Origin of the sequence: Ramlibacter sp. (assembly GCF_035655895.1) — a bacterium.
Taxonomy (GTDB): Bacteria; Pseudomonadota; Gammaproteobacteria; order Burkholderiales; family Burkholderiaceae_C; genus Ramlibacter.
Genome location: NZ_DASRTN010000008.1, coordinates 249,984 through 269,585, shown reverse-complemented (window position 1 = coordinate 269,585; position 19,602 = coordinate 249,984). Strand labels below are relative to the sequence as shown.

At 70.2% G+C, this 19,602-nt stretch carries 22 protein-coding genes; 13 read left to right on the top strand and 9 right to left on the bottom strand.

The genetic code is table 11. From position 1 onward, the window contains the following. Positions 1-46 precede the first annotated feature (46 nt). Complete coding sequence (gene serS, locus VFE82_RS10900) at positions 47-1,357, bottom strand: serine--tRNA ligase (RefSeq protein WP_325000330.1); 1,311 nt, start codon at positions 1,355-1,357, stop codon at positions 47-49. A gap of 60 nt (positions 1,358-1,417) precedes the next feature. Here serS and VFE82_RS10895 point away from each other — a divergent pair, with 60 nt between their 5' ends. The 3 genes from VFE82_RS10895 (at position 1,418) to VFE82_RS10885 (ending at position 3,958) form a co-directional block, all read left to right on the top strand. Further along, positions 1,418-1,831 carry a VOC family protein gene (locus VFE82_RS10895; protein WP_325000329.1) on the top strand — a complete coding sequence of 138 codons (414 nt, stop codon included), beginning with the start codon at positions 1,418-1,420 and terminating at the stop codon, positions 1,829-1,831. A gap of 122 nt (positions 1,832-1,953) precedes the next feature. Continuing rightward, complete coding sequence (locus VFE82_RS10890; RefSeq protein WP_325000328.1) at positions 1,954-3,126, top strand: alpha-hydroxy acid oxidase; 1,173 nt, start codon at positions 1,954-1,956, stop codon at positions 3,124-3,126. A gap of 10 nt (positions 3,127-3,136) precedes the next feature. Next, positions 3,137-3,958: a 2-keto-4-pentenoate hydratase gene (locus VFE82_RS10885; RefSeq protein ID WP_325000327.1), complete on the top strand. Its 822-nt coding sequence runs from the start codon at positions 3,137-3,139 to the stop codon at positions 3,956-3,958. On the opposite strand, the gene VFE82_RS10880 is transcribed toward VFE82_RS10885, so the two are convergent. Continuing rightward, entirely contained in the window at positions 3,955-4,302 is a 348-nt protein-coding gene (locus VFE82_RS10880; RefSeq protein WP_325000326.1) for a GFA family protein, read from the bottom strand. The genes VFE82_RS10885 and VFE82_RS10880 overlap by 4 nt on opposite strands. Positions 4,303-4,400: 98 nt before the next feature. Here VFE82_RS10880 and VFE82_RS10875 point away from each other — a divergent pair, with 98 nt between their 5' ends. The 3 genes from VFE82_RS10875 to VFE82_RS10865 all read left to right on the top strand — a co-directional run bounded on the left by VFE82_RS10875 (position 4,401) and on the right by VFE82_RS10865 (position 6,996). Beyond that, a complete protein-coding gene (locus tag VFE82_RS10875) occupies positions 4,401-5,597 on the top strand; it encodes a DNA polymerase IV (protein ID WP_325000492.1) in 1,197 nt (398 codons plus the stop codon). Between the two features lie 146 nt (positions 5,598-5,743). Continuing rightward, on the top strand, positions 5,744-6,643 hold the full coding sequence (locus tag VFE82_RS10870) for a hypothetical protein (protein WP_325000325.1): 900 nt from the start codon (positions 5,744-5,746) through the stop codon (positions 6,641-6,643). Next, positions 6,640-6,996 carry a hypothetical protein gene (locus VFE82_RS10865; protein ID WP_325000324.1) on the top strand — a complete coding sequence of 119 codons (357 nt, stop codon included), beginning with the start codon at positions 6,640-6,642 and terminating at the stop codon, positions 6,994-6,996. Before VFE82_RS10870 ends, VFE82_RS10865 begins: the two co-directional genes overlap by 4 nt. Here VFE82_RS10865 and queF read toward each other — a convergent pair. From queF to VFE82_RS10845, 4 genes are all read right to left on the bottom strand, one after another. Further along, positions 6,964-7,812: an NADPH-dependent 7-cyano-7-deazaguanine reductase QueF gene (gene queF / locus VFE82_RS10860; RefSeq protein ID WP_325000323.1), complete on the bottom strand. Its 849-nt coding sequence runs from the start codon at positions 7,810-7,812 to the stop codon at positions 6,964-6,966. The genes VFE82_RS10865 and queF overlap by 33 nt on opposite strands. A 101-nt stretch (positions 7,813-7,913) precedes the next feature. Then, positions 7,914-8,774 carry a 2OG-Fe(II) oxygenase gene (locus tag VFE82_RS10855; protein WP_325000322.1) on the bottom strand — a complete coding sequence of 287 codons (861 nt, stop codon included), beginning with the start codon at positions 8,772-8,774 and terminating at the stop codon, positions 7,914-7,916. Continuing rightward, positions 8,771-9,547 carry a peroxide stress protein YaaA gene (gene yaaA, locus VFE82_RS10850; protein WP_325000321.1) on the bottom strand — a complete coding sequence of 259 codons (777 nt, stop codon included), beginning with the start codon at positions 9,545-9,547 and terminating at the stop codon, positions 8,771-8,773. Before yaaA ends, VFE82_RS10855 begins: the two co-directional genes overlap by 4 nt. A 5-nt stretch (positions 9,548-9,552) precedes the next feature. Continuing rightward, positions 9,553-9,828: a hypothetical protein gene (locus VFE82_RS10845; protein ID WP_325000320.1), complete on the bottom strand. Its 276-nt coding sequence runs from the start codon at positions 9,826-9,828 to the stop codon at positions 9,553-9,555. Positions 9,829-9,890: 62 nt separating this feature from the next. Here VFE82_RS10845 and hemA point away from each other — a divergent pair, with 62 nt between their 5' ends. From hemA to VFE82_RS10820, 5 genes are all read left to right on the top strand, one after another. Next, positions 9,891-11,162, top strand: a complete 1,272-nt coding sequence (gene hemA / locus VFE82_RS10840) for a glutamyl-tRNA reductase (RefSeq protein WP_325000319.1) — start codon at positions 9,891-9,893, stop codon at positions 11,160-11,162. 96 nt (positions 11,163-11,258) lie between these two features. Continuing rightward, positions 11,259-12,356: a peptide chain release factor 1 gene (gene prfA / locus VFE82_RS10835; RefSeq protein WP_325000318.1), complete on the top strand. Its 1,098-nt coding sequence runs from the start codon at positions 11,259-11,261 to the stop codon at positions 12,354-12,356. Continuing rightward, on the top strand, positions 12,353-13,180 hold the full coding sequence (gene prmC / locus VFE82_RS10830; protein WP_325000317.1) for a peptide chain release factor N(5)-glutamine methyltransferase: 828 nt from the start codon (positions 12,353-12,355) through the stop codon (positions 13,178-13,180). The genes prfA and prmC overlap by 4 nt, the downstream gene beginning before the upstream one ends. Positions 13,181-13,226: 46 nt before the next feature. Further along, positions 13,227-13,559 carry a Grx4 family monothiol glutaredoxin gene (grxD, locus tag VFE82_RS10825; RefSeq protein ID WP_325000316.1) on the top strand — a complete coding sequence of 111 codons (333 nt, stop codon included), beginning with the start codon at positions 13,227-13,229 and terminating at the stop codon, positions 13,557-13,559. A 231-nt stretch (positions 13,560-13,790) separates the two neighbouring features. Next, complete coding sequence (locus VFE82_RS10820) at positions 13,791-14,789, top strand: AAA family ATPase (protein WP_325000315.1); 999 nt, start codon at positions 13,791-13,793, stop codon at positions 14,787-14,789. A gap of 18 nt (positions 14,790-14,807) precedes the next feature. On the opposite strand, the gene VFE82_RS10815 is transcribed toward VFE82_RS10820, so the two are convergent. Further along, positions 14,808-15,464: a lytic transglycosylase domain-containing protein gene (locus tag VFE82_RS10815; RefSeq protein WP_414708752.1), complete on the bottom strand. Its 657-nt coding sequence runs from the start codon at positions 15,462-15,464 to the stop codon at positions 14,808-14,810. Continuing rightward, complete coding sequence (locus VFE82_RS10810) at positions 15,461-17,206, bottom strand: proline--tRNA ligase (protein ID WP_325000314.1); 1,746 nt, start codon at positions 17,204-17,206, stop codon at positions 15,461-15,463. Before VFE82_RS10810 ends, VFE82_RS10815 begins: the two co-directional genes overlap by 4 nt. Positions 17,207-17,292: 86 nt before the next feature. Between VFE82_RS10810 and VFE82_RS10805 the strand changes: the two genes are divergently transcribed. After that, positions 17,293-17,946 carry an RNA pyrophosphohydrolase gene (locus VFE82_RS10805; protein WP_325000313.1) on the top strand — a complete coding sequence of 218 codons (654 nt, stop codon included), beginning with the start codon at positions 17,293-17,295 and terminating at the stop codon, positions 17,944-17,946. Then, on the top strand, positions 17,936-18,433 hold the full coding sequence (locus VFE82_RS10800; protein WP_325000312.1) for a CNP1-like family protein: 498 nt from the start codon (positions 17,936-17,938) through the stop codon (positions 18,431-18,433). The genes VFE82_RS10805 and VFE82_RS10800 overlap by 11 nt, the downstream gene beginning before the upstream one ends. 23 nt (positions 18,434-18,456) lie before the next feature. On the opposite strand, the gene proB is transcribed toward VFE82_RS10800, so the two are convergent. Beyond that, on the bottom strand, positions 18,457-19,593 hold the full coding sequence (gene proB, locus VFE82_RS10795) for a glutamate 5-kinase (protein ID WP_325000490.1): 1,137 nt from the start codon (positions 19,591-19,593) through the stop codon (positions 18,457-18,459). Between the last annotated feature and the right edge of the window lie 9 nt (positions 19,594-19,602).

Below are 19,602 nucleotides of genomic sequence, written 5' to 3'. Positions count from 1 at the left end.
GTTCGCGTGGTGCGAAGCCGCAAATTCTAACCGACTCGGCAGCCCGTCAGGGCCGCAGCAGCTCCAGGCCGCCCAGGTAGGGGCGCAGCGCGTCCGGGACGGTGACGGTCCCGTCGGCGTTCTGGTAGTTTTCGAGCACGGCCACCAGCGTGCGGCCGACGGCCAGGCCGGAGCCGTTGAGCGTGTGCACCAGCTCGTTCTTGCCTTGGGCCGTCTTGAAGCGGGCCTGCAGGCGGCGCGCCTGGAAGGCCTCGCAGTTGGACACCGAGCTGATCTCGCGGTAGGTGTTCTGCGCCGGCAGCCAGACCTCCAGGTCGTAGGTCTTGGCGGCGCCGAAGCCCATGTCGCCGGTGCACAGCAGCATGACGCGGTAGGGCAGCCCCAGCGTCTGCAGGATGGCCTCGGCGTGGCCGGTCATCTGCTCCAGCGCCTCGTAGCTGCGGTCGGGGTGCGTGATCTGCACCATCTCGACCTTGTCGAACTGGTGCTGGCGGATCATGCCCCGGGTGTCGCGCCCGGCGCTGCCGGCCTCGGAGCGGAAGCACGGCGTGTGCGCGGTCAGGCGGATGGGCAGCTGCGCCTCGGCCAGCACCTCGTCGCGCACGAAATTGGTCAGCGTGACCTCGCTGGTCGGGATGAGGTACAGCGCCTGCTGCTCGTCCGACGCCAGCCCTTCCTGGCCGCCCTTGCGCACGGCAAACAGGTCGGCCTCGAACTTGGGCAGCTGGCCGGTGCCGCGCAGCGTGGCCTCGTTCACCACGTACGGGGTGTAGCACTCGGTGTAGCCGTGCGCCTGGGTCTGCGTGTCCAGCATGAACTGGGCAAGGGCGCGGTGCAGCCGCGCGATCGGGCCCTTCATGACGGTGAACCGAGAACCGCTGAGCTTGGTGCCGATGTCGAAGTCGAGCCCGAGCGGTGCGCCCACGTCCACGTGGTCGCGCACCGGGAAGTCGAAGCTGCGCGGCGTGCCCCACTGGCGCACCTGCACGTTGCCGGTCTCGTCGCTGCCGATGGGCACGCTCTCGTGGGGCAGGTTCGGGATGGCCTGCAGCAGCGCCTGCAGCTCGGGCTGGATCTGCTCCAGCCGCTGGGCCGACTGGTCGAGCTCGGTCTTGATCGCGCCCACCTGCGCCATCACCTCGTCGGCCGACTCACCCTTGGCCTTGAGCTGGCCGATCTGCTTGGACAGCTGGTTGCGGCGGGACTGCAGCTCTTCGGTGCGGCTCTGGATGGTCTTGCGCTCGGCCTCCAGTGCCTTGAACGCCTCGACGTCCAGGTAGGGCTGCGGCGTCTTGCGCGCCTCGAGCCGGGCCACGACGGAGGCCAGGTCTTTTCTTAGCAGGGTGATGTCGAGCATCGGCGGATTTTATTCGCGCGCTCCGTAGCATCGGCAGCTCCCACTTCAAGGAGCAACCAGATGCAGATCGAGGCTTACCTGTTCTTCGGCGGCAACTGCGAGGAGGCCCTGGGCTTCTACCGCCAGTGCCTGGGCGGCGAGGTGCCGACCCTGATGCGGTACGGCGGCTCGCCCATGGACAACGGCCAGTTGCCCGCGGGGTGGAAGGAGAAGGTGATGCACGCCACCTTCGAGTCCACCGGCGCCCGCTTCATGGCCAGCGACGGCATGCCGGGCGAGCCGCCGCCGTCGTACGGCGGCTTCTCGATGGCGCTCCACCTGCCCGGCGACGTGGAGCGCGCGCGCCGGACTTTCGACGCGCTGGCCGAGGGCGGCCGGGTCGCGGTGCCGTTCTCGCCGCCGTTCTGGGGCGGGCACTTCGGCATGCTGACCGACCGCTTCGGCGTGCCCTGGATGGTGACGACCGACCAGTGACGGCACGCGTTCCGGCCGCGGCGGCCGCGGGGCGCATGAGAAAATTTGCAGGGCCCCGCCGAAAAGATCACCTGCGCGCCGTCCGGCCGCCGCTAGCATCCGGGGCACGAGGAGACACCCCAGTGCCAGTCATCACCAACATCGAAGACCTGCGCGTGCTCGCCAAGCGCCGCGTGCCGCGCATGTTCTACGACTACGCCGACTCCGGCTCGTGGACCGAGAGCACCTACCGCGCCAACGAGGAGGATTTCAACCGGATCCTGTTCCGCCAGCGCGTGGCGGTGAACATGGAAGGCCGCAGCACCCGCACCACCATGGTCGGTCAGCCGGTGGCCATGCCGGTGGCCATCGCGCCGACCGGGCTCACGGGCATGCAGCACGCCGACGGCGAGATCCTGGCCGCGCGCGCCGCCAAGAAGATGGGCGTGCCCTTCACGCTCTCGACCATGAGCATCTGCTCGATCGAGGACGTGGCCCGCGGCACCGACCACCATCCGTTCTGGTTCCAGCTCTACGTGATGCGCGACCGGTCGTTCATCGAGAGCCTGATCGACCGCGCCAAGGCCGCCAACTGCTCCGCCCTGGTGCTCACGCTGGACCTGCAGATCCTGGGCCAGCGCCACAAGGACCTGAAGAACGGCCTGTCGGCGCCGCCCAAGCTGACGCCCGGCAACATCCTGAACATGATGACCAAGCCGCGCTGGTGCATGGGCATGCTGGGCACCACGCGCCGACAGTTCGGCAACATCGTCGGCCACGTCAAGGGCGTCGAGAACATGGGGTCGCTCTCCGAATGGACGGCCAAGCAGTTCGACCCGCGGCTGTCGTGGGCCGACGTCGAGTGGATCAAGCAGCGCTGGGGCGGCAAGCTGATCTTGAAGGGCGTGCAGGACGTGGAAGACGCGCGGCTGGCGGTCGACTCGGGCGCCGACGCGCTGATCGTCTCCAACCACGGTGGCCGCCAGCTCGATGGCGCGCCCTCCTCGGTGTCGGCGCTGCCCGAGATCGTGGAGGCCGTGGGCCGCCGCATCGAGGTGCACATGGACGGCGGCATCCGCTCCGGCCAGCACGTGCTCAAGGCGGTGGCGCTCGGCGCCCGCGGCGTCTACATCGGCCGCGCCATGCTCTATGGCCTGGGTGCGATGGGCGAGGAAGGCGTCACCCGCGCGCTGGAGATCATCCGCAACGAACTCGACCTGTCGATGGCGTTCTGCGGCCGCACCGACATCCAGTCGGTCGACACGGGCATCCTGCTGCCCGGCACCTACCCGACCGGCACGCCCCGCGGCTACTGAGGCGAGCGCCATGCTGCCCGACACCGAACTGGACGCCCTGGCCGGCGAGATCCGCGCCGCCCAGGACCGCGGCGTGTCGCTGGCGCCGTTCACCGGCCGCCACGCGGGCTTCGACCTCGAGGCGGGGTACGCGGTGGCCGCCCGCCTGCATGGCGCCAGGCTGGATGCCGGCGCCGTGGCACGCGGCCGCAAGATCGGCTTCACCAACAGCAACATCTGGCCCGAGTACGACGTGCACCAGCCGATCTGGGGCTGGGTCTATGCGCACACCCTGCACGAGGCCGGCGCCGCGCCGGTGCAGCTCCCGCTGGGTGGGCTGGTCGAGCCGAAGATCGAGCCCGAGATCGCGTTCGGTCTGAAGGCGGCGCCGCCCGCCGGGGCCGACACCGCGGCGCTGCTGGCGTGCATCGACTGGGTCGCGCCCGCCTTCGAGGTGGTGCAGTCGCATTTCCCCGGCTGGAAGTTCCAGGCCGCCGACACGGTGGCCGACGGCGGCCTGCATGGCCGGCTGCTGCTCGGCACCCGCGTTCCGCTGGCCCAGCTCGGGCCCGATCCGGCCGGTGCGCTGGCCGGGCTGCAGGTGGCGCTGTCGCGCGACGGGCACGAGGTCGAGATCGGCCGCGGCGCCAACGTCCTGGGCAGCCCGCTGGCCGCGCTGGCGCACCTGGTGGCGCTCCTCGATGGCCAGGGCCCCGGCGTCGCGCTGCAGCTGGGCGAGGTGGTGACCACCGGCACGGTGACCGCCGCCTACCCCATCCGGCCGGGCGAGCACTGGCGGGCCGCGCCGCGCGGCGTGTCGCTGGCGCCGTTGGCGGTGGAGTTCGTCGCTTAGACCGAGCGGCCGTCGAACGGGGTGACCGGCACGGCGGCCAGGTCGATGCCCTCGATGCAGCGGATGTTCACGGCGGCCATCTCGTTGCCCTTGGGATCGCGGCCTTCTCCGTACGGATGGATGCCGCAGGTGGCGCAGAAGCGATGCCGGATCACGTGCTTGTTGAACAGGTAGGTCGAGGCGTCCGCCTCGGGCGTGAGCAGCCGCAGGTTGGCGCGCGGCACGAACCACAACAGCGATCCCTTGCGCTGGCAGATCGAGCAGTTGCACGCCAGGGCGTTGTCGATGGTGCCCTCGACCTCGAACGCGACCTTGCCGCAATGGCAGCTTCCACGGTGTTTCATCGGGCCTCCGGTGGCAAAGGCCGCATTGTGCGGCGCCAGCCCGGCCGCGCGCGACAATCCCGACCGTGAACCGCCGGCGCCGCATCGCCCACCTGGACATGGACGCGTTCTTCGCGTCCGTGGAACTGCTGCGCTATCCGCAGCTGAAGGGCCTGCCGATCGTCATCGGCGGCGGCCGCCGGCGGGTCGACGACATGGTGCGCGAGCGCTACGCCGACCGGCCGCTGTCGGAGATCCCGCCGCAGGCCTTCCCGCTGCTGAAGGACTACGTCGGCCGCGGCGTCATCACCACGGCCACCTACCCGGCGCGGCAGTTTGGGGTCGGCTCCGCCATGGGCATGATGAAGGCGGCCAAGCTGTGCCCCCAGGCCATCGTGCTGCCGGTCGACTTCGACGAGGTGCGCCGCCACTCGCGCACCTTCAAGTCGGTCATCCGCGAGATCGCGCCGGTGGTGGAGGACCGCGGGATCGACGAGGTCTACATCGACTTCACCGAGGTGCCAGGCGGGCAGCGCGAAGGCGGCCGGGTGCTGGCGCGGCTGATCCAGAAGTCCATCCTCGACGCCACCGGGCTCACCTGCTCGATCGGCGTGGCGCCCAACAAGCTGATCGCCAAGATGGCCAGCGAATTCAACAAGCCGAACGGCATCTCGATCGTCCATGAGGAAGACGTGCAGACCAAGATCTGGCCGCTGGCAGTGCGCAAAATCAACGGCATCGGCCCCAAGGCGGAGGCCAAGCTGCACCGGCTGCACCTGATGACGATCGGCGACATCGCGGCGCAGGACCGCGAGTGGCTGGTCGACAACTTCGGCCGCGCCACCGGCGCCTGGATGCACGATGCCGCCTGGGGGCGCGACGACCGGCCGGTGGTCACCGAAAGCGAGCCGGTCTCCATGAGCCGCGAGACCACCTTCGACCGCGACCTGCACGCCGTGCGCGACCGCGCCGAGCTCGGCGCGATCTTCACCGACCTGTGCGAGCGCGTGGCCGGCGACCTGCAGCGCAAGGGCTACGTCGGCAAGACCATCGGCATCAAGCTGCGCTACGACGACTTCCGCATCGCCACGCGCGACAGCACCATCGAGGCATTCACCGACGATCCGCGAACCATCCGCCAGGTGGCCGGGCAGTGCCTCAAGCGCGTGCCGCTCGATCGCAAGCTGCGCCTGCTGGGCGTGCGAGTGGGCAAGCTGGCCCGGGCGGACGAGGCAGCCGAGGCGGCGAGCCCGGCACCTGCACCGGGTGCGCCACGGGTGGAAGACCACACGCCGGACCTGTTCGGCAGCGCCTGACACGCTGTCGCCGGCCACCGCCGCGCCATGCGGGGACAGGCGCCGCGCACCCGCTCCTACCGGGGGCGCAGGGCGTCACCTACAGGCACGGTGGCGCCCGCCTCCTATGGTGCAGCAACGGCTCTTCCGCCCGCCCGATGTCGCTCGTGATCCGTCTCCGTCTCGCCGCGGGCCTCCTGCTGGGGCTGCCGCTCGGGCTGGCCTTCGTGCCGGCCGACGCGGCACCGCCACGTCCGGCCGCGAGCAGCGCACCCGCCCGCATCGACTCGCTGGAGGTCAACGCCGACGCCGGGCTGCTGCCCGGTTCGCGGGTGGACTTCACACTGCGCGGCAGCCCGGGCGGTCGGGCGCGCGTGCAGGTCCTCGGTGCCGGGATCGAGCTGGCGCTGCGCGAAGGCGCGCCGGGCCTCTACACCGGCGACTACACCGTCCGCCGCACCGACCGGGTGGATGCGGGTGCCACGCTGCGGGCCAGCATCGACGCCGGCGCGCGCAGCGTGGTGGCCGACTACGCTTTTCCCCCGTCGTTCAAGGCGCACCAGCAGGCGATGGCGCGCGCGGTACCGCAGGCCTTGCCCGCGGCCGAGCCCCCCGCGCAGCCATCGGCACCGCCGCAGGCGGCGTCTTCGGCACCGTTGCCCGGACCGTTCCCGGCGCCACCTGTCAGCGAGACTTCCCCGGCCCCGGCGGCAACGTCCCCGCCCTCCCCCGGCGCCGACACCGCCCCGCTGACGCTGCTCGTGCTGCACCCGACGCCCGAGGCCGTCGTGGACGGCAGCGAGGTGGTGGTGGAGGGGCGCACCGCGCCCCACGCGCTGGTCCGCGCCGAGGTCGATGCGGTCCCGCCCTCCATCGGGGGGCGGATGCGCGTGGCACGGAACATCACGCGGCAGACGCTGCAGGCCGACGCGGACGGGCGCTTCAGCCTCACCTTCGGACCGCAGCAGGTGCTCCCGGGCACCCGGTTCGAAGTGGACCTGAGTGCCACCCGCGATGGCCTGTCGACCCCGAGGCAGCGCCTCGTTCTCTACCAGAAGCAGGGGTGAGCGGGCAGCCCGCCCGGCAGCCGGCCGCGCGGGCTGCCGCCACCGACACCATGACACTCGACGAACTTCACCACATCAAGCAGTGGCACGTGGGCCACCGCACCTCGCACCCGGTGGAAACACAGCTGTGGGACATGATGCTCATGCTCTGGCTGGCCGGCTGGATCGGCTGGGTGCCGGCGCTCGCGAGCGAGGCGCTGTGGAGCGTGCCGCTGTGCGTGCTGGCGATCGCCGCTCCCGACCTGTACAAGGCCTGGCGGGTGCGGGCGCACCGCACGCGGCGCCTGCGCTGCGACTGGCTGTGCGCCGTCAGCCGCGGGTCACTGCCGCGCCGTCCGGACGTTCGCCGGTAGCGCCAGCGGGTGGCTGGTGCGGAATGGGTTGATGTCCAGCCCGCCGCGCCGGGTGTAGCGCGCATAGACGGCCAGCTTGACCGGCCGGCAGCGCGCCCGCAGGTCCATGAAGATGCGCTCGACGCACTGCTCGTGGAACTCGTTGTGGTTGCGAAAGCTCACCAGGTAGCGCAGCAGGCCGCCCTGGTCGATCTGCGGCCCCGCATACCGGATCTGCACGCTGCCCCAGTCGGGCTGGCCGGTCACCAGGCAGTTGCTCTTGAGGAGGTTGCTCACCAGCACTTCCTCGACCGGCTGCTCGTCGAAGGCGGCGGTCAGCAGCGACGGCTCGGGGGTGTAGTGCGTGCATTCGATGTCCAGCCGGTCGAGGTTGATGCCGTCCAGCTCGTGCACCTGTTCGCGGTCGAACGCATCCGGCAGCAGCAGCCGCACGCCCACCGAGCCACTCCCGGCACCGCCGCGCCAGACGGCTTCGCCCAGGTCGGTGCGCAGCCGGGCCTGCACCTCCTCGGGCGAGGCGAAGCGCGTGTTGCTGAAGCTGTTCAGGTACAGCTTGAACGACTTGCTCTCGACGATGTTGGGCGTCTCGCAGGGCACGGTGACGTGGGCCAGGGCCACCACCGGCCGGCCACGCGGCGTGAGCCAGCTGAGCTCGTAGGCGGTCCAGAGGTCGGCGCCGAAGAACGGCGCCTGGGCGCCGATGCCGAGTTCGCGGCGCTTGTCGGCGCGGGCGATCGGATAGAGCAGGCCGGGGTCGTACTGGTCGCGGTAGGCGGCAGGCTTGCCGAGCAGCGACTGTTCGGGCGTGTTGTTCATCGGACGTCAGTCTGCCGCAGCCAGGGCGCCGACGCGCCGGCGCCGCGATCGACCTGCCGTGGGGAAAGGGAATGCAGCGCGCGCGCGCCCGGTCGGCGCACTCACTCGAAGCGGCGCTCGCGCAACCACTTGGTGGCGATCCATTTCTCGCCGGCTAGCACGGGGGCCCCACCATGGAGGGTGCGGGTGGAGGGATGCGGCCGCTCGTAGCTGAAGAACACCGCGTGGCCGCGCTTGGGGAACACCTCGAGGTTGACGTCCGGGAAGGTGGTGCCGCCGCCCTTTTCCGGTTCGGCCAGGTACATCACGATGGTGGCGACCCGCTGCCCGCCGCGTTTGAGGATGGTGGGCGTGCCCGGCTCCTTCGGGTCGAAGTAGTCGTAGTGCGGCTTGTACTCGGCCCCGGGGCGGTAATGGAGCACCTGCAGGCCCTCGCCGTTCTCCTCGGGCCAGTTCAGCAGGTGCGCCAGCCGCGCTTCGATGCAGCGCACCAGCTCGTTCTCGCCGCGCTGGAAGAACATGCCGTTGCTGGTGCGGTCGTCGTTGACCTCCTCGCCGCCGGTGCGCGTGGCCACCGTCAACGAGCGGGCCATGCGGGGACGGGCCAGCTCGATCAACGCGTCGCACTCCTCGTCGGACAGCAGGTTCCCGAAGACCACGATGCGCGGGTTGGACATCGCGTGCACGACGTGCACGCGGCGATCGCCGGCATCGACGTACAGCGGGGAGTCGTCCAGCCGCGCGTCCGGCACCGGCACCGGCGACGGGATCCCCTGCTGCACCGCCTCGCGCTCCAGGTGCTCGCGCAGCGTGCTCTCCATCGCCTCGATGGCCACGTCCTCGTTCCAGCCGGACGCCAGCATCGACTGCAGCACCGCCTCGGCGCCGTGACCGGCCTGCGCCTGCTCGACGATCCACTTGCGAAGCTCGGGCGTGATCTGCTGCTGGACCTGTGTCGTCATGGCTGCATTTTGCGACGGAAGACCAGGCGCTCGGGGCTCGACGGTTCCGGAGCGAAGGCATAGCCCTCGAGGTCAAACCCCTCGAGCTTGCGCGGGGTCGCGACCCGGTGGGTGATGGCATAGCGCGCCATCAGCCCGCGCGCCTTCTTGGCGAAGAAGCTGATGATCTTGTAGCGGCCGTCCTTCCAGTCCTCGAACACGCACTCGATCACGCGCGCCTTGAGCCGTCCGAGGTCCACCGAGCGGAAGTACTCCTGCGATGCCAGGTTCACCACCACCGGGGAGGCATCGGCCGCCAGCCGGGCATTGAGGTGCTCGGCAATCTCGCCGCCCCAGAACTGGTACAGGTTCTTCGCCTTGCCGACCGCCAGCGCCGTGCCCATCTCGAGCCGGTACGGCTGCATGCGGTCCAGCGGGCGCAGCACGCCGTACAGCCCGCTCAGGATGCACAGGTGCTGCTGGGCCCACGCGATGTCCTCGTCGTCCAGCGAGCGCGCATCGAGGCCGTCGTAGACGTCGCCATTGAAGGCCAGGATCGCCTGGCGCGCGTTGCGCTCGTCATGCACCGGCGTCCAGGCCTGGTAGCGCGCCACGTTCAGTGCGGCCAGCTTGTCGGACAGCGCCATCAGCTGCGCGATCTGCCGCGGCGACTGCTTGCGCAGCACGCCGATCAGGCGGGCGGAGCGCTCGCCGAAACTTGGGTCGGTGTAGGGCAGCGGCCGCAGGGGAGTCTCGTAGTCGAGGGTCTTGGCCGGCGACAGCAGGAACAGCATGCCGCTCAGCGCCAGGCCCGCAGCACCAGCCACTGCATGCTGGCGGCGGCGAGCACGAGCGCGCCGTAGGTCACCATCTTGCCGTCGCGCCCGAACCACCAGAGGCCGGCGGCCAGCACGGCCGAACCGGCCAGGAACACCAGCATGGCCTGCAGCCACAGCGCCGAGCGGCCGGCGGTGGCCCGCAGCATCAGCCGCGCGAGCAGCGGCAACAGCAGAGCCAGGAAGGCCGCGGGGGCCAGGAAACCGCCCAGGTGCGGCAGGAGGTCGAGCGGGCCCATGTTGCGTGCGGCTTGATCCAGCGTAAGTGCTTGAGAAGGCGAAGGATTTTATAATCGACCCCATGGCCGTCTGGGCACTTGGCATCAACCACACGACCGCGCCCCTCGACCTGCGCGGCCGGTTCGCGTTCGCCATCGACCAGATCCAGCCCACCCTGCACGCCCTGCGGGAGAACCTGCAAGGCAAGCTCGCGCGCCAGCCGGAAGCGGCCATCCTCTCCACCTGCAACCGCACGGAGATCTACTGCGCGGGCGCCGAACACGACCTCGATCCGACCGTGGACTGGCTGGCCCATTCGGGCGGCGTTTCGCCGTCGCTCCTGCGCTCGCATGCCTACGTGCTGCGCGATGGCATGGCCGCGCGGCATGCGTTCCGGGTGGCCAGCGGCCTCGACTCCATGGTGCTCGGCGAGGCGCAGATCCTCGGCCAGCTCAAGGACGCGGTGCGCGAGGCCGAGCAGGCCGGCGCCCTGGGCACCACGCTCAACCAGCTGTTCCAGCGGTCGTTCGCCGTCGCCAAGGAAGTGCGCAGCGCCACCGAGATCGGCGCGCATTCCATCAGCATGGCCGCCGCGGCCGTCCGCCTCGCTTCCCAGCTGTTCGAGGACCTGGGCAAGATCCGGGTGCTGTTCGTCGGGGCCGGCGAGATGATCGAGTTGGCGGCAACGCACTTCGCGGCCAAGAATCCGGCCGGCATCGCCATCGCCAACCGGACGCTGGAGCGCGGCGAGAAGCTGGCCTCGCGCTTCGGCGGCGAGGTCATGCGCCTGGCCGACCTGCCGCACCGGCTGCACGAGTTCGACGCGGTGGTCAGCTCCACGGCCAGCCAGTTGCCCATCATCGGGCTGGGCGCGGTCGAACGCGCCGTCAAGCTGCGCAAGCACCGGCCGATCTTCATGGTCGACCTGGCGGTGCCGCGCGACATCGAGCCGGAAGTCAAGGCGCTCGAGGACGTGTACCTCTACACGGTGGACGATCTCGCCCACGTGGTGCAGACCGGCCAGGCGCAACGCCAGGCCGCGGTGGCGCAGGCCGAGGCGATCATCGACGCGGGCGTGCAGAGCTTCCTGCACTGGATGGACCAGCGGCGCACCGTGCCCCTGATCCAGCAGCTGAACGCGCAGGCCGACGAGTGGCGCGCGGTGGAGCTGGCCCGCGCCCGCAGGCTGCTGGCCCGCGGCGAGGACATCGACACGGTGCTCGAGCAGCTCTCGCGCGCCCTGACGCAGAAGATGCTGCACGGCCCGATGGCCGAGCTGCGCGCCGGCGACGAGCAGACCCGCGAGCGCGCCAGCGCGGCCATCGAGCACTTCTTCCTGCGCAAAGAGCGTTAGCGGCGCGCGCCGCCATCGCCGTGCCGGGCGCCGCCCGGTGTCGCAGCACCGCCCGTCCGGCACCGGATGGCGGCCCCGCCCGATCCAGCCACCCGCATGAAACCCTTTCTCCGCCAGCAACTCGAACGCTATCCGGTCCGCCTGCAGGAGCTGGATTTCTTCCTGCAGCAGCCCGAGGTGGTGCAGGACATGGAGCGGTTTCGCGCGCTCACCCGCGAGCACGCCGAAGTCAGCGAGGTGGCCGGCCTGTACGAGCAGCTGCGGCGCCGCGAAGCCGACCTGGCGCAGGCGCGCGAGATGCTGGACGACCCCGACATGGCCGAGATGGCCCGCGAGGAGATCGCCGGCCTCGAGGCGCAGCTGCCTGGGCTGGAGGACGACCTGCAGAAGCTGCTGCTGCCCAAGGACCCGGACGACGTGCGCAACACCTTCCTGGAGATCCGGGCCGGCACGGGCGGCGACGAATCGGCGCTGTTCGCCGGCGACCTGCTGCGCATGTACACGAAGTACGCCGAGCGCCAGGGCTGGCGCTGCGAGCTGGTGAGCGAGAGCCCGGGCGAGGTCGGCGGCTACAAGGAAGTCGTGGTGCGCGTGGTCGGCGGCGCGGTGTACGGCAAGCTCAAGTTCGAATCGGGCGGCCACCGGGTGCAGCGCGTGCCGGCCACCGAGACGCAGGGCCGCATCCACACCAGCGCCTGCACCGTGGCCGCCCTGCCCGAGCCGGACGAAGCCCAGGCGGTGCAGATCAACCCAGCCGACCTGCGCATCGACACCTTCCGGGCCAGCGGCGCCGGTGGTCAGCACATCAACAAGACGGACTCGGCCGTGCGCATCACGCACATCCCAACCGGCATCGTGGCCGAGTGCCAGGACGACCGCAGCCAGCACCGCAACAAGGCCAAGGCGCTGCAGGTGCTGGCCGCCCGCATCCAGGAGAAGGAGCGGTCCGAGCGCGCCGCCAAGGAAGCCGCGACCCGCAAGGGCCTGATCGGCAGCGGCGACCGCAGCGACCGGATCCGCACCTACAACTTCCCGCAGGGACGGGTCACCGACCACCGCATCAACCTCACGCTCTACAAGCTGACCTTCGTGATGGAAGGCGACCTCGACGAACTGATCGAAGGGCTGCTGCTCGCGCGCAAGGCCGAGCAACTGGAAGAGCTGGAAATCGGGCTGGGCGCCCCGGCCGCATGACGCTGGCGCAAGCGCTCGCCGAGGCGGCCGCCGGCGGCCTGGCCCGGCTCGACGCCCAGCTGCTGCTGCTGCATGCGATCGGCCGGGGGGAGACCGACCGTGCCTGGCTCATCGCGCACGACGGCGATGCCCTGGCGCCGGACGCGGCCGAGCGTTTTCGCCAGGCCTGCGCCCGTCGGGCCTCCGGCGAGCCGGTCGCCTACCTGTTGGGGCGCAAGGAGTTCTTCGGGCTCACCCTCGAGGTCGACCCTCGCGTGCTGGTGCCGCGGCCGGACACGGAGACGCTCGTCAGCTGGGCCCTGGCCGTGCTGGACGGCGTGGCGCAGCCCGAGGTGATCGACCTGGGCACCGGCAGTGGCGCGATTGCCCTGGCGTTGCGCCACGCGCGCCCCGACGCGCGGGTCACCGCAGTGGACGGCAGCGCCGACGCCGTTGCGGTGGCGGCCGCCAACGCGCGCCGGCTGGACCTGGCCATCGAGGTCCGCCAGGGCGACTGGCTCCAGGGATGCACGGCGCGGTACGACCTGATTGTCAGCAATCCGCCCTACGTGGCCGAACAGGACCCTCATCTGGCCGCGCTGCGGCACGAACCGCGCGGCGCCCTGGTGGCCGGCACCGACGGCCTGGCCGACCTGCGCACCATCGTGCGGCAGGCCCCCTCTCACCTGAAGCCCGGCGGGTGGCTGTTGCTCGAGCACGGTTGGGACCAGTCGGCCGCGGTGCAGGCGCTGCTGCATGCGGCCGGCTTCGCGCAGGTCGACTCTCGCACCGACCTCGCGGGCATCGCGCGCTGCTCCGGCGGGCGCTGGCTTGAACGCGGATAATCCGGCCCCAAGTCAGCGGGCCACGGGGCCCCAAGGAGAGATTCGAATGAGCGACGTTCAGCAACGCATCGACCAGCTGGTCAAGGGCAATGACGTCCTGCTGTTCATGAAGGGCAGCGCCAGTTTCCCCATGTGCGGTTTCTCGGGCCGGGCGATCCAGATCCTCAAGGCCTGCGGCGTCGACCCCAAGGCCGTCGCCACCGTCAATGTGCTCGAGGACGACGAGATCCGCCAGGGCATCAAGGATTACAGCAACTGGCCCACCATCCCGCAGCTGTATGTGAAGGGCGAATTCATCGGCGGCTCGGACATCATGATGGAGATGTACCAGAGCGGCGAGTTGCAGCAGGTGCTGGGCGGCGGCGCCGGCCAGGCCTGATCTCGCTGGCAGCCGCCGGACGCGGCTGCTGATGCCGGCGCTGCACGCGCACCGGCGGCCGCGCGCCTCCACGTTTCGTTGCGCGCGTTCCCCGCGCCTTGCGGCCGGATGACGGGCGCCTCCACGGGCTTCGGCATTTTCCTGACACCCGCTTGCGGCTGGGATCGCATGCCGTTGAACTGTGCAGCGGCTTATGCTGGAATGAACCCAGCCGCCGTTGAAGGAGAGTGCATGGAAAGCCGCAGTCTGGTGCCCCATCAAGCGTCTTCGTTCAAGCTTCCCATTGCGAACCTGCGCAATGTGTTCCGTCCGCATGACGTGGAGCGCAAGCTGGCCAAGCTGCCGGGCCGGGACCATGAAAGCCTGCGGACGACCTACGAGCGCATGCTCGAGCGCGGGCCCGAACGCTTCCAGGTCAAGCCCAGCGGCATCCCCGACATGGCCGCGCTCTACGAGCAGCTGCCGAACTTCACCGAAGCGCTCGACGACGTGAAGCGGCACGTCGCCCTGTCGCAGGACAGCCGCGACGGCCTGGAAGTCACGCCCATGCTGCTGCTGGGCCCGCCCGGCATCGGCAAGACGCATTTCGCGCGCAAGCTGGCTGACCTGCTCGGCACCGGCATGAGCCTGGTCCCCATGAGCTCGATGACCGCGGGCTGGCTGCTCTCGGGCGCGTCCTCCCAATGGAAGGGCGCCAAGCCCGGCAAGGTGTTCGAAGCCATCGTCGACGGCCAGTACGCCAACCCGGTGCTGGTGGTCGACGAGATCGACAAGGCGGCGTCGGACGCACAGTACGACCCCCTCGGGGCCTTGTACGGGCTGCTGGAGCACGACACCGCCGAGGCGTTCATCGACGAGTTTGCCGAGGTGGCCATCGACGCCAGCCAGGTGATCTGGATCATGACGGCCAATGACGAGCGCTGCATCCCCGAGCCGATCCTGAACCGCATGAACGTGTTCGAGATCGAGCCGCCGACCTTCGAGGCGGCCCGGCAGATCGCGCGCAACCTGTACTGCTCGATCCGCAGCGAGCATGGCTGGGGCGCCCGCTTCGATCCGGAGCCCTCGGACGACCTGCTCGACCAGCTGGCCGAGCTGGCGCCGAGGGAGATGCGCCGCGCGCTCATGACCGGTTTCGGCAATGCCCGGCTCGACCAGCGCGGCGTCATCGCAGCCGACGATCTGCCGAAGTCGGGCGCAGCCAAGGGCAAGATGGGCTTCCTGCAGTAGCCCGCCCGCTGCGGTGCTTCAGGACCCGCCGCGGATCGCCTCGGCGTGCTTGGGCGGGCCGGGGTCGTCGAAGGCCCACTGCTTGGCGGCCCCGAACACCGCGTTCGGGTATTGCGGCTGGCCCCGGCTGCCGTTGTAGCGGCCCAGGGCCAGGTACAGGTTGCCACGCTCGCGGTCGAGGTAGTGCCGCAGGATCACGCAGCCGAACCGCAGGTTGGTCTGCATGTGGAACAGCCGGCCGGCGTCGCCATCGCCAATGAGGCGGCTCCAGAACGGCATCACCTGCATGTAGCCCCGTGCGCCGACCACGCTGACCGCGTACTTGCGAAAGGCGCTTTCCACCTGCACCAGGCCCAGCACCAGCCCGGGATCCAGGCCGGCACGCTTGCTCTCGTACCAGACGGTCTGCAGGAACTCCTTGCGCTCCTGCCAGTCGACCTTGCGCCGCGCCAGCTTGGGGCTCATGGCCCCGAGCCAGCGCAGGTAGGCCAGACGGGCCTCGGTGGTCGGGAAGTCGGGGATGGGCGGCGCTGCATTGGCGATCGCCGAACTCAGGGCGGTGCGCACGGAGTCGGCCAGCGGCTCCTCGACCTGGGCGCCCGCGTGCACGAGGCGGGTGCCGAACAGGCCGAGCCCCACCGCCAGTGCCGGCAGGCAGCCACGCCGCGAGATCACGCCTGCAGCCGGCCCCGCAGGAACGCCAGCGCCTCGGCCGCCGGCACCTTGGTGGCCGCAGCGTCGCGGCGGTGCTGGTATTCGAGCTGCCCTTCCTTCAGGCCGCGGTCGGAGATCACGAGGCGGTGCGGCACCCCGATCAGCTCCCAGTCGGCGAACATCGCGCCCGGACGCTCGCCCCGGTCGTCGAGCATCACGTCGATGCCCAGCGCGACCAGCTCGTCGTGCAACTGCTCGGCAGCGGCCTTGACCTCGGCGCTGCGGTCCATGCCGATGGGGCACAGCACCACGGTGAACGGCGCGATGGCGTCCGGCCAGATGATCCCGCGCGCGTCATGGTTCTGCTCGATGGCCGCTGCCGGCAGCCGGGTGATGCCGATGCCGTAGCAGCCCATCTCCATCAGCTGCGGCTTGCCCGATTCGTCGAGGAAACGCGCGTCCATCGGCGCGCTGTACTTGGTGCCGAGATAGAACACATGGCCCACCTCGATGCCGCGCTCGATCGCGAGGCGGCCCTTGCCGTCGGGCGACAGGTCGCCTTCGACCACGTTGCGCAGGTCGGCCACCGCCGCGGGCTCGGGCAGGTCGCGGCCCCAGTTCACGCCGGTGAGGTGGAAGCCCTCCTCGTTGGCGCCGCACACCCAGTCGGCCATCGCGGCCACTTCGCGGTCGGCGATCACCTGCACGGGCTTCTTCAGCCCGATCGGACCGAGGTAGCCGGGCGGCGTGCCGAAGTGGTCGACGATCTCGGCGCTGGTGGCGAAGCGGAAGCCCGCATCCAGCCCGGGCACCTTGCCGACCTTGATCTCGTTCATGTCATGGTCGCCGCGCAGCAGCAGCAGCCAGATCCGGGTGCCGGTGATGCCACCCGCGTCGTCCAGCGCGTCGGTGGCGAGCACCAGCGACTTGACGGTCTGCTGCAGTGGCAGCTTGAGCAGCTCGGCGACGTCGGCGCAGGTGCTCTTGCCCGGGGTCGGCGTCCTGGCCATCGGCTGGGTGGCGGCGGCACGCGCTTGCGAGGGCGGCAGCGCCTCGGCCTTTTCCAGGTTGGCCGCGTAGTCGCTGTCGGGGCAGTAGACGATCGCGTCCTCGCCGGTGGCGGCGATGACCTGGAACTCCTCGGACAGGTCGCCGCCGATGGCGCCGCTGTCCGCGGCGACGGCACGGTAGCGCAGGCCGAAGCGGTCGAAGATCGCGCGGTACGCCTTGGCCATCGCCTGGTAGCTCGCCTTCGCGCCAGCCGCATCGCGGTCGAAGCTGTAGGCGTCCTTCATGATGAACTCGCGGCTGCGCATCACGCCGAAGCGCGGACGGCGCTCGTCGCGGAACTTGGTCTGGATGTGGTAGAGGTTGCGGGGCAGCTGCTTGTAGCTGCGAAGCTCCTGGCGGGCGACGTCGGTGACGACTTCCTCGCTGGTCGGCTGCACGATGAAGTCGCGGTCATGGCGATCCTTCACGCGCATCAGCTCGGGGCCCATCTTGTTCCAGCGCCCGGTCTCCTGCCAGTACTCGGCCGGCTGGATGACTGGCATCAGCAGCTCCACGGCGCCGGCGCGGTTCATCTCGTCGCGCACGATGGCCTCGATCTTGCGCACCACCCGCAGGCCCATCGGCATCCAGGTGTAGATGCCCGCGCCCAGCTTCTTGATCATCCCCGCCCGCATCATCAACTGGTGGCTGACCACCTCGGCGTCGGCAGGCGCTTCCTTGAGGGTGGAAATGAGGAACTGGGAGGCTTTCATCGGGGGCGGGAGGGACGGCTGAGTTCTTGGCGTGCACGCAGAGCGGCGTGCATAATGGACTCAGTTCACAAGTTTGGGGTTTGATTATGCTTGACCGGGACGGCTTCAGGCCCAACGTCGGCATCATCCTGCTCAACCAGAAAAACCAGGTGTTCTGGGGCAAGCGGATCCGCACCCACAGCTGGCAGTTTCCGCAAGGCGGGATCGACCGCGGAGAGACGCCCGAACAGGCGATGTTCCGCGAGCTGCACGAGGAGGTCGGGTTGCGACCCGAGCACGTGCGCATCATTGCCCGCACCCGCGACTGGTTGCGCTACGAGGTGCCTGACCGCTACATCCGGCGCGACGCAAGAGGCCACTACAAGGGCCAGAAGCAGATCTGGTACCTGCTGCAGCTCACGGGCCAAGATTGGAATCTGAACCTGCGCGCCACCAACCATCCCGAGTTCGACGCCTGGCGCTGGAACGACTACTGGGTGCCGCTCGACGTGGTGGTCGAGTTCAAGCGCGGCGTGTACGAGATGGCGCTGACGGAGCTCGCGCGCTTCGTGCCACGCCATGATCACCGCAACCGCTACCTGCGCAGCGGCATGCGCTCGCGCGATGGCGGCCACCACGACGCACCGGCCGAGCACCATGTGCCGGCACCTGCATTCGAGCTGCCGCCCGGCGCGACCTTCGAACCGGATCCGCAGACGGGCCTGAACATCGGCCAGGAAGAAGGCAACCGTGCACCCTAGGCTTCTCGTCCTTGCGCTCGGGCTGGCCTGCGGCGCCGCCCTCGCCCAGTCCGATGTCGAGTGGAAGGAAGCGGAGGCGCCCGCGCCGCCCGCGCTGCAGACGCAGAAGCTGATCGCGGTGGAGGTCGCCGGCTCGCAGCTGCGCTGGGGCGTCGATCCGGCCAGCATCCGCATCGGTCCGGACCGCGTTGTCCGCTATGTGGTGGTCGGTCTCGGTGAAGCCGGCGCGATCAACGCACTCTACGAAGGGCTGCGCTGCGACACCGGCGAGGCCAAGGTGTACGCCCGGCAGTCGCGGGATGGTGGCTGGGTCAAGTCCTCTGCCGACTGGAAGACCGTCCACAACAACTCGGCCACGCGCCACAGCCTGGCCATCGCGCGCGCCGGCGCTTGCGCGGGCGAGGCGCCGAACACCTCGGCCGAGCAGATCGCTCGCGACCTGGCCGCGCCGCATGGCGAATACCGCTTCCGCAACGAGGTGCGCTGAGGCACCTCACCGCTGGCACCTGGTTACCGGGTGACCACCAGGTTGGTGCGGTGGATCATCTCGGGCTCGGCCGTGTAGCCGAGCAGGCGTTCGATCTCGCTCGACGGCTTGCGACACAGCAGGCGCGCCTCGGCGCTGGCGTAGTTGGCCAGGCCGCGGGCGATCTCCTGGCCGGCGCCGTCCCGCACGGCGATGACGTCGCCACGGGAGAACTCCCCGTCGACCGACACCATGCCGATCGGCAACAGGCTCTTGCCCTCGCCCACCAGCTTGGCCACCGCGCCCTCGTCCACCAGGACCGCCCCGCGCAACTGGAGGTGGTCGGCCATCCAGCGCTTGCGCGCCTGGCTCTTCTGGGTGGGCGCGGCCAGCAGCGTGCCGATGCCCTCGCCACGCGCCAGCCGCAACAGGGCATCGCGCTCGCGCCCCCAGGCGATGACGGTGGAGGCTCCTGACCGCGCCGCGCGCTTGGCCGCCAGGATCTTGGTGATCATGCCGCCACGCCCGAGGCTGGAGCCGGCGCCGCCCGCCATGGCCTCCAGTGCGACGTCGCCGGCGCGGGCCACGTGGACGAACTCCGCCGCGGGATCCTTGCGCGGATCGGCCGTGAAGAGGCCTTTCTGGTCGGTGAGGATGACCAGCAGGTCGGCTTCGACCAGGTTGGCCACCAACGCCCCGAGGGTGTCGTTGTCGCCGAACTTGATCTCGTCGTTGACGACGGTGTCGTTCTCGTTGATGACCGGCAGCACCCGCAGCGCCAGCAGCGTGAGCAGGGTCGAGCGGGCGTTGAGGTAGCGTTCGCGGTCGGCCAGGTCGGCATGCGTCAGCAACACCTGCGCCGAGCCCAGGCCGTTCTCGCGCAGCTTGGTCTCGTACATCTGGGCCAGGCCCATCTGGCCCACGGCTGCGGCCGCCTGCAGTTCATTCAGTTCGCGCGGCCGCGAGGTCCAGCCCAGGCGCTTCATGCCTTCGGCGATTGCGCCGCTGGACACCATGATCACCTCGCGCCCATCCCGTGCGAGCGCGGCGAGCTGCCGGCACCACTCGCCGATCGCGCCCTCGTCGAGCCCGCGCCCCTCGTTGGTGACCAGGCTGGAGCCGACCTTGACGACGATGCGGCGCGCGGCGCGCAGCAGTTCCTGGTGCTCGGGCCCAAGCATCGCGTTGCC

Excerpts from the sequence above, each read along its gene's own strand:
- VFE82_RS10810 (WP_325000314.1), bottom strand. The coding sequence starts at position 17,206 with ATGAAAGCCTCCCAGTTCCTCATTTCCACCCTCAAGGAAGCGCCTGCC.
- queF (WP_325000323.1), bottom strand. The coding sequence starts at position 7,812 with ATGAACAACACGCCCGAACAGTCGCTGCTCGGCAAGCCTGCCGCCTAC.
- VFE82_RS10885 (WP_325000327.1), top strand. The coding sequence starts at position 3,137 with ATGCTGCCCGACACCGAACTGGACGCCCTGGCCGGCGAGATCCGCGCC.
- VFE82_RS10845 (WP_325000320.1), bottom strand. The coding sequence starts at position 9,828 with ATGGGCCCGCTCGACCTCCTGCCGCACCTGGGCGGTTTCCTGGCCCCC.
- VFE82_RS10820 (WP_325000315.1), top strand. The coding sequence starts at position 13,791 with ATGGAAAGCCGCAGTCTGGTGCCCCATCAAGCGTCTTCGTTCAAGCTT.
- prmC (WP_325000317.1), top strand. The coding sequence starts at position 12,353 with ATGACGCTGGCGCAAGCGCTCGCCGAGGCGGCCGCCGGCGGCCTGGCC.
- VFE82_RS10895 (WP_325000329.1), top strand. The coding sequence starts at position 1,418 with ATGCAGATCGAGGCTTACCTGTTCTTCGGCGGCAACTGCGAGGAGGCC.
- yaaA (WP_325000321.1), bottom strand. The coding sequence starts at position 9,547 with ATGCTGTTCCTGCTGTCGCCGGCCAAGACCCTCGACTACGAGACTCCC.
- prfA (WP_325000318.1), top strand. The coding sequence starts at position 11,259 with ATGAAACCCTTTCTCCGCCAGCAACTCGAACGCTATCCGGTCCGCCTG.
- VFE82_RS10855 (WP_325000322.1), bottom strand. The coding sequence starts at position 8,774 with ATGACGACACAGGTCCAGCAGCAGATCACGCCCGAGCTTCGCAAGTGG.
- proB (WP_325000490.1), bottom strand. The coding sequence starts at position 19,593 with ATGCTTGGGCCCGAGCACCAGGAACTGCTGCGCGCCGCGCGCCGCATC.
- VFE82_RS10880 (WP_325000326.1), bottom strand. The coding sequence starts at position 4,302 with ATGAAACACCGTGGAAGCTGCCATTGCGGCAAGGTCGCGTTCGAGGTC.
- grxD (WP_325000316.1), top strand. The coding sequence starts at position 13,227 with ATGAGCGACGTTCAGCAACGCATCGACCAGCTGGTCAAGGGCAATGAC.
- serS (WP_325000330.1), bottom strand. The coding sequence starts at position 1,357 with ATGCTCGACATCACCCTGCTAAGAAAAGACCTGGCCTCCGTCGTGGCC.
- hemA (WP_325000319.1), top strand. The coding sequence starts at position 9,891 with ATGGCCGTCTGGGCACTTGGCATCAACCACACGACCGCGCCCCTCGAC.
- VFE82_RS10875 (WP_325000492.1), top strand. The coding sequence starts at position 4,401 with ATGGACGCGTTCTTCGCGTCCGTGGAACTGCTGCGCTATCCGCAGCTG.
- VFE82_RS10805 (WP_325000313.1), top strand. The coding sequence starts at position 17,293 with ATGCTTGACCGGGACGGCTTCAGGCCCAACGTCGGCATCATCCTGCTC.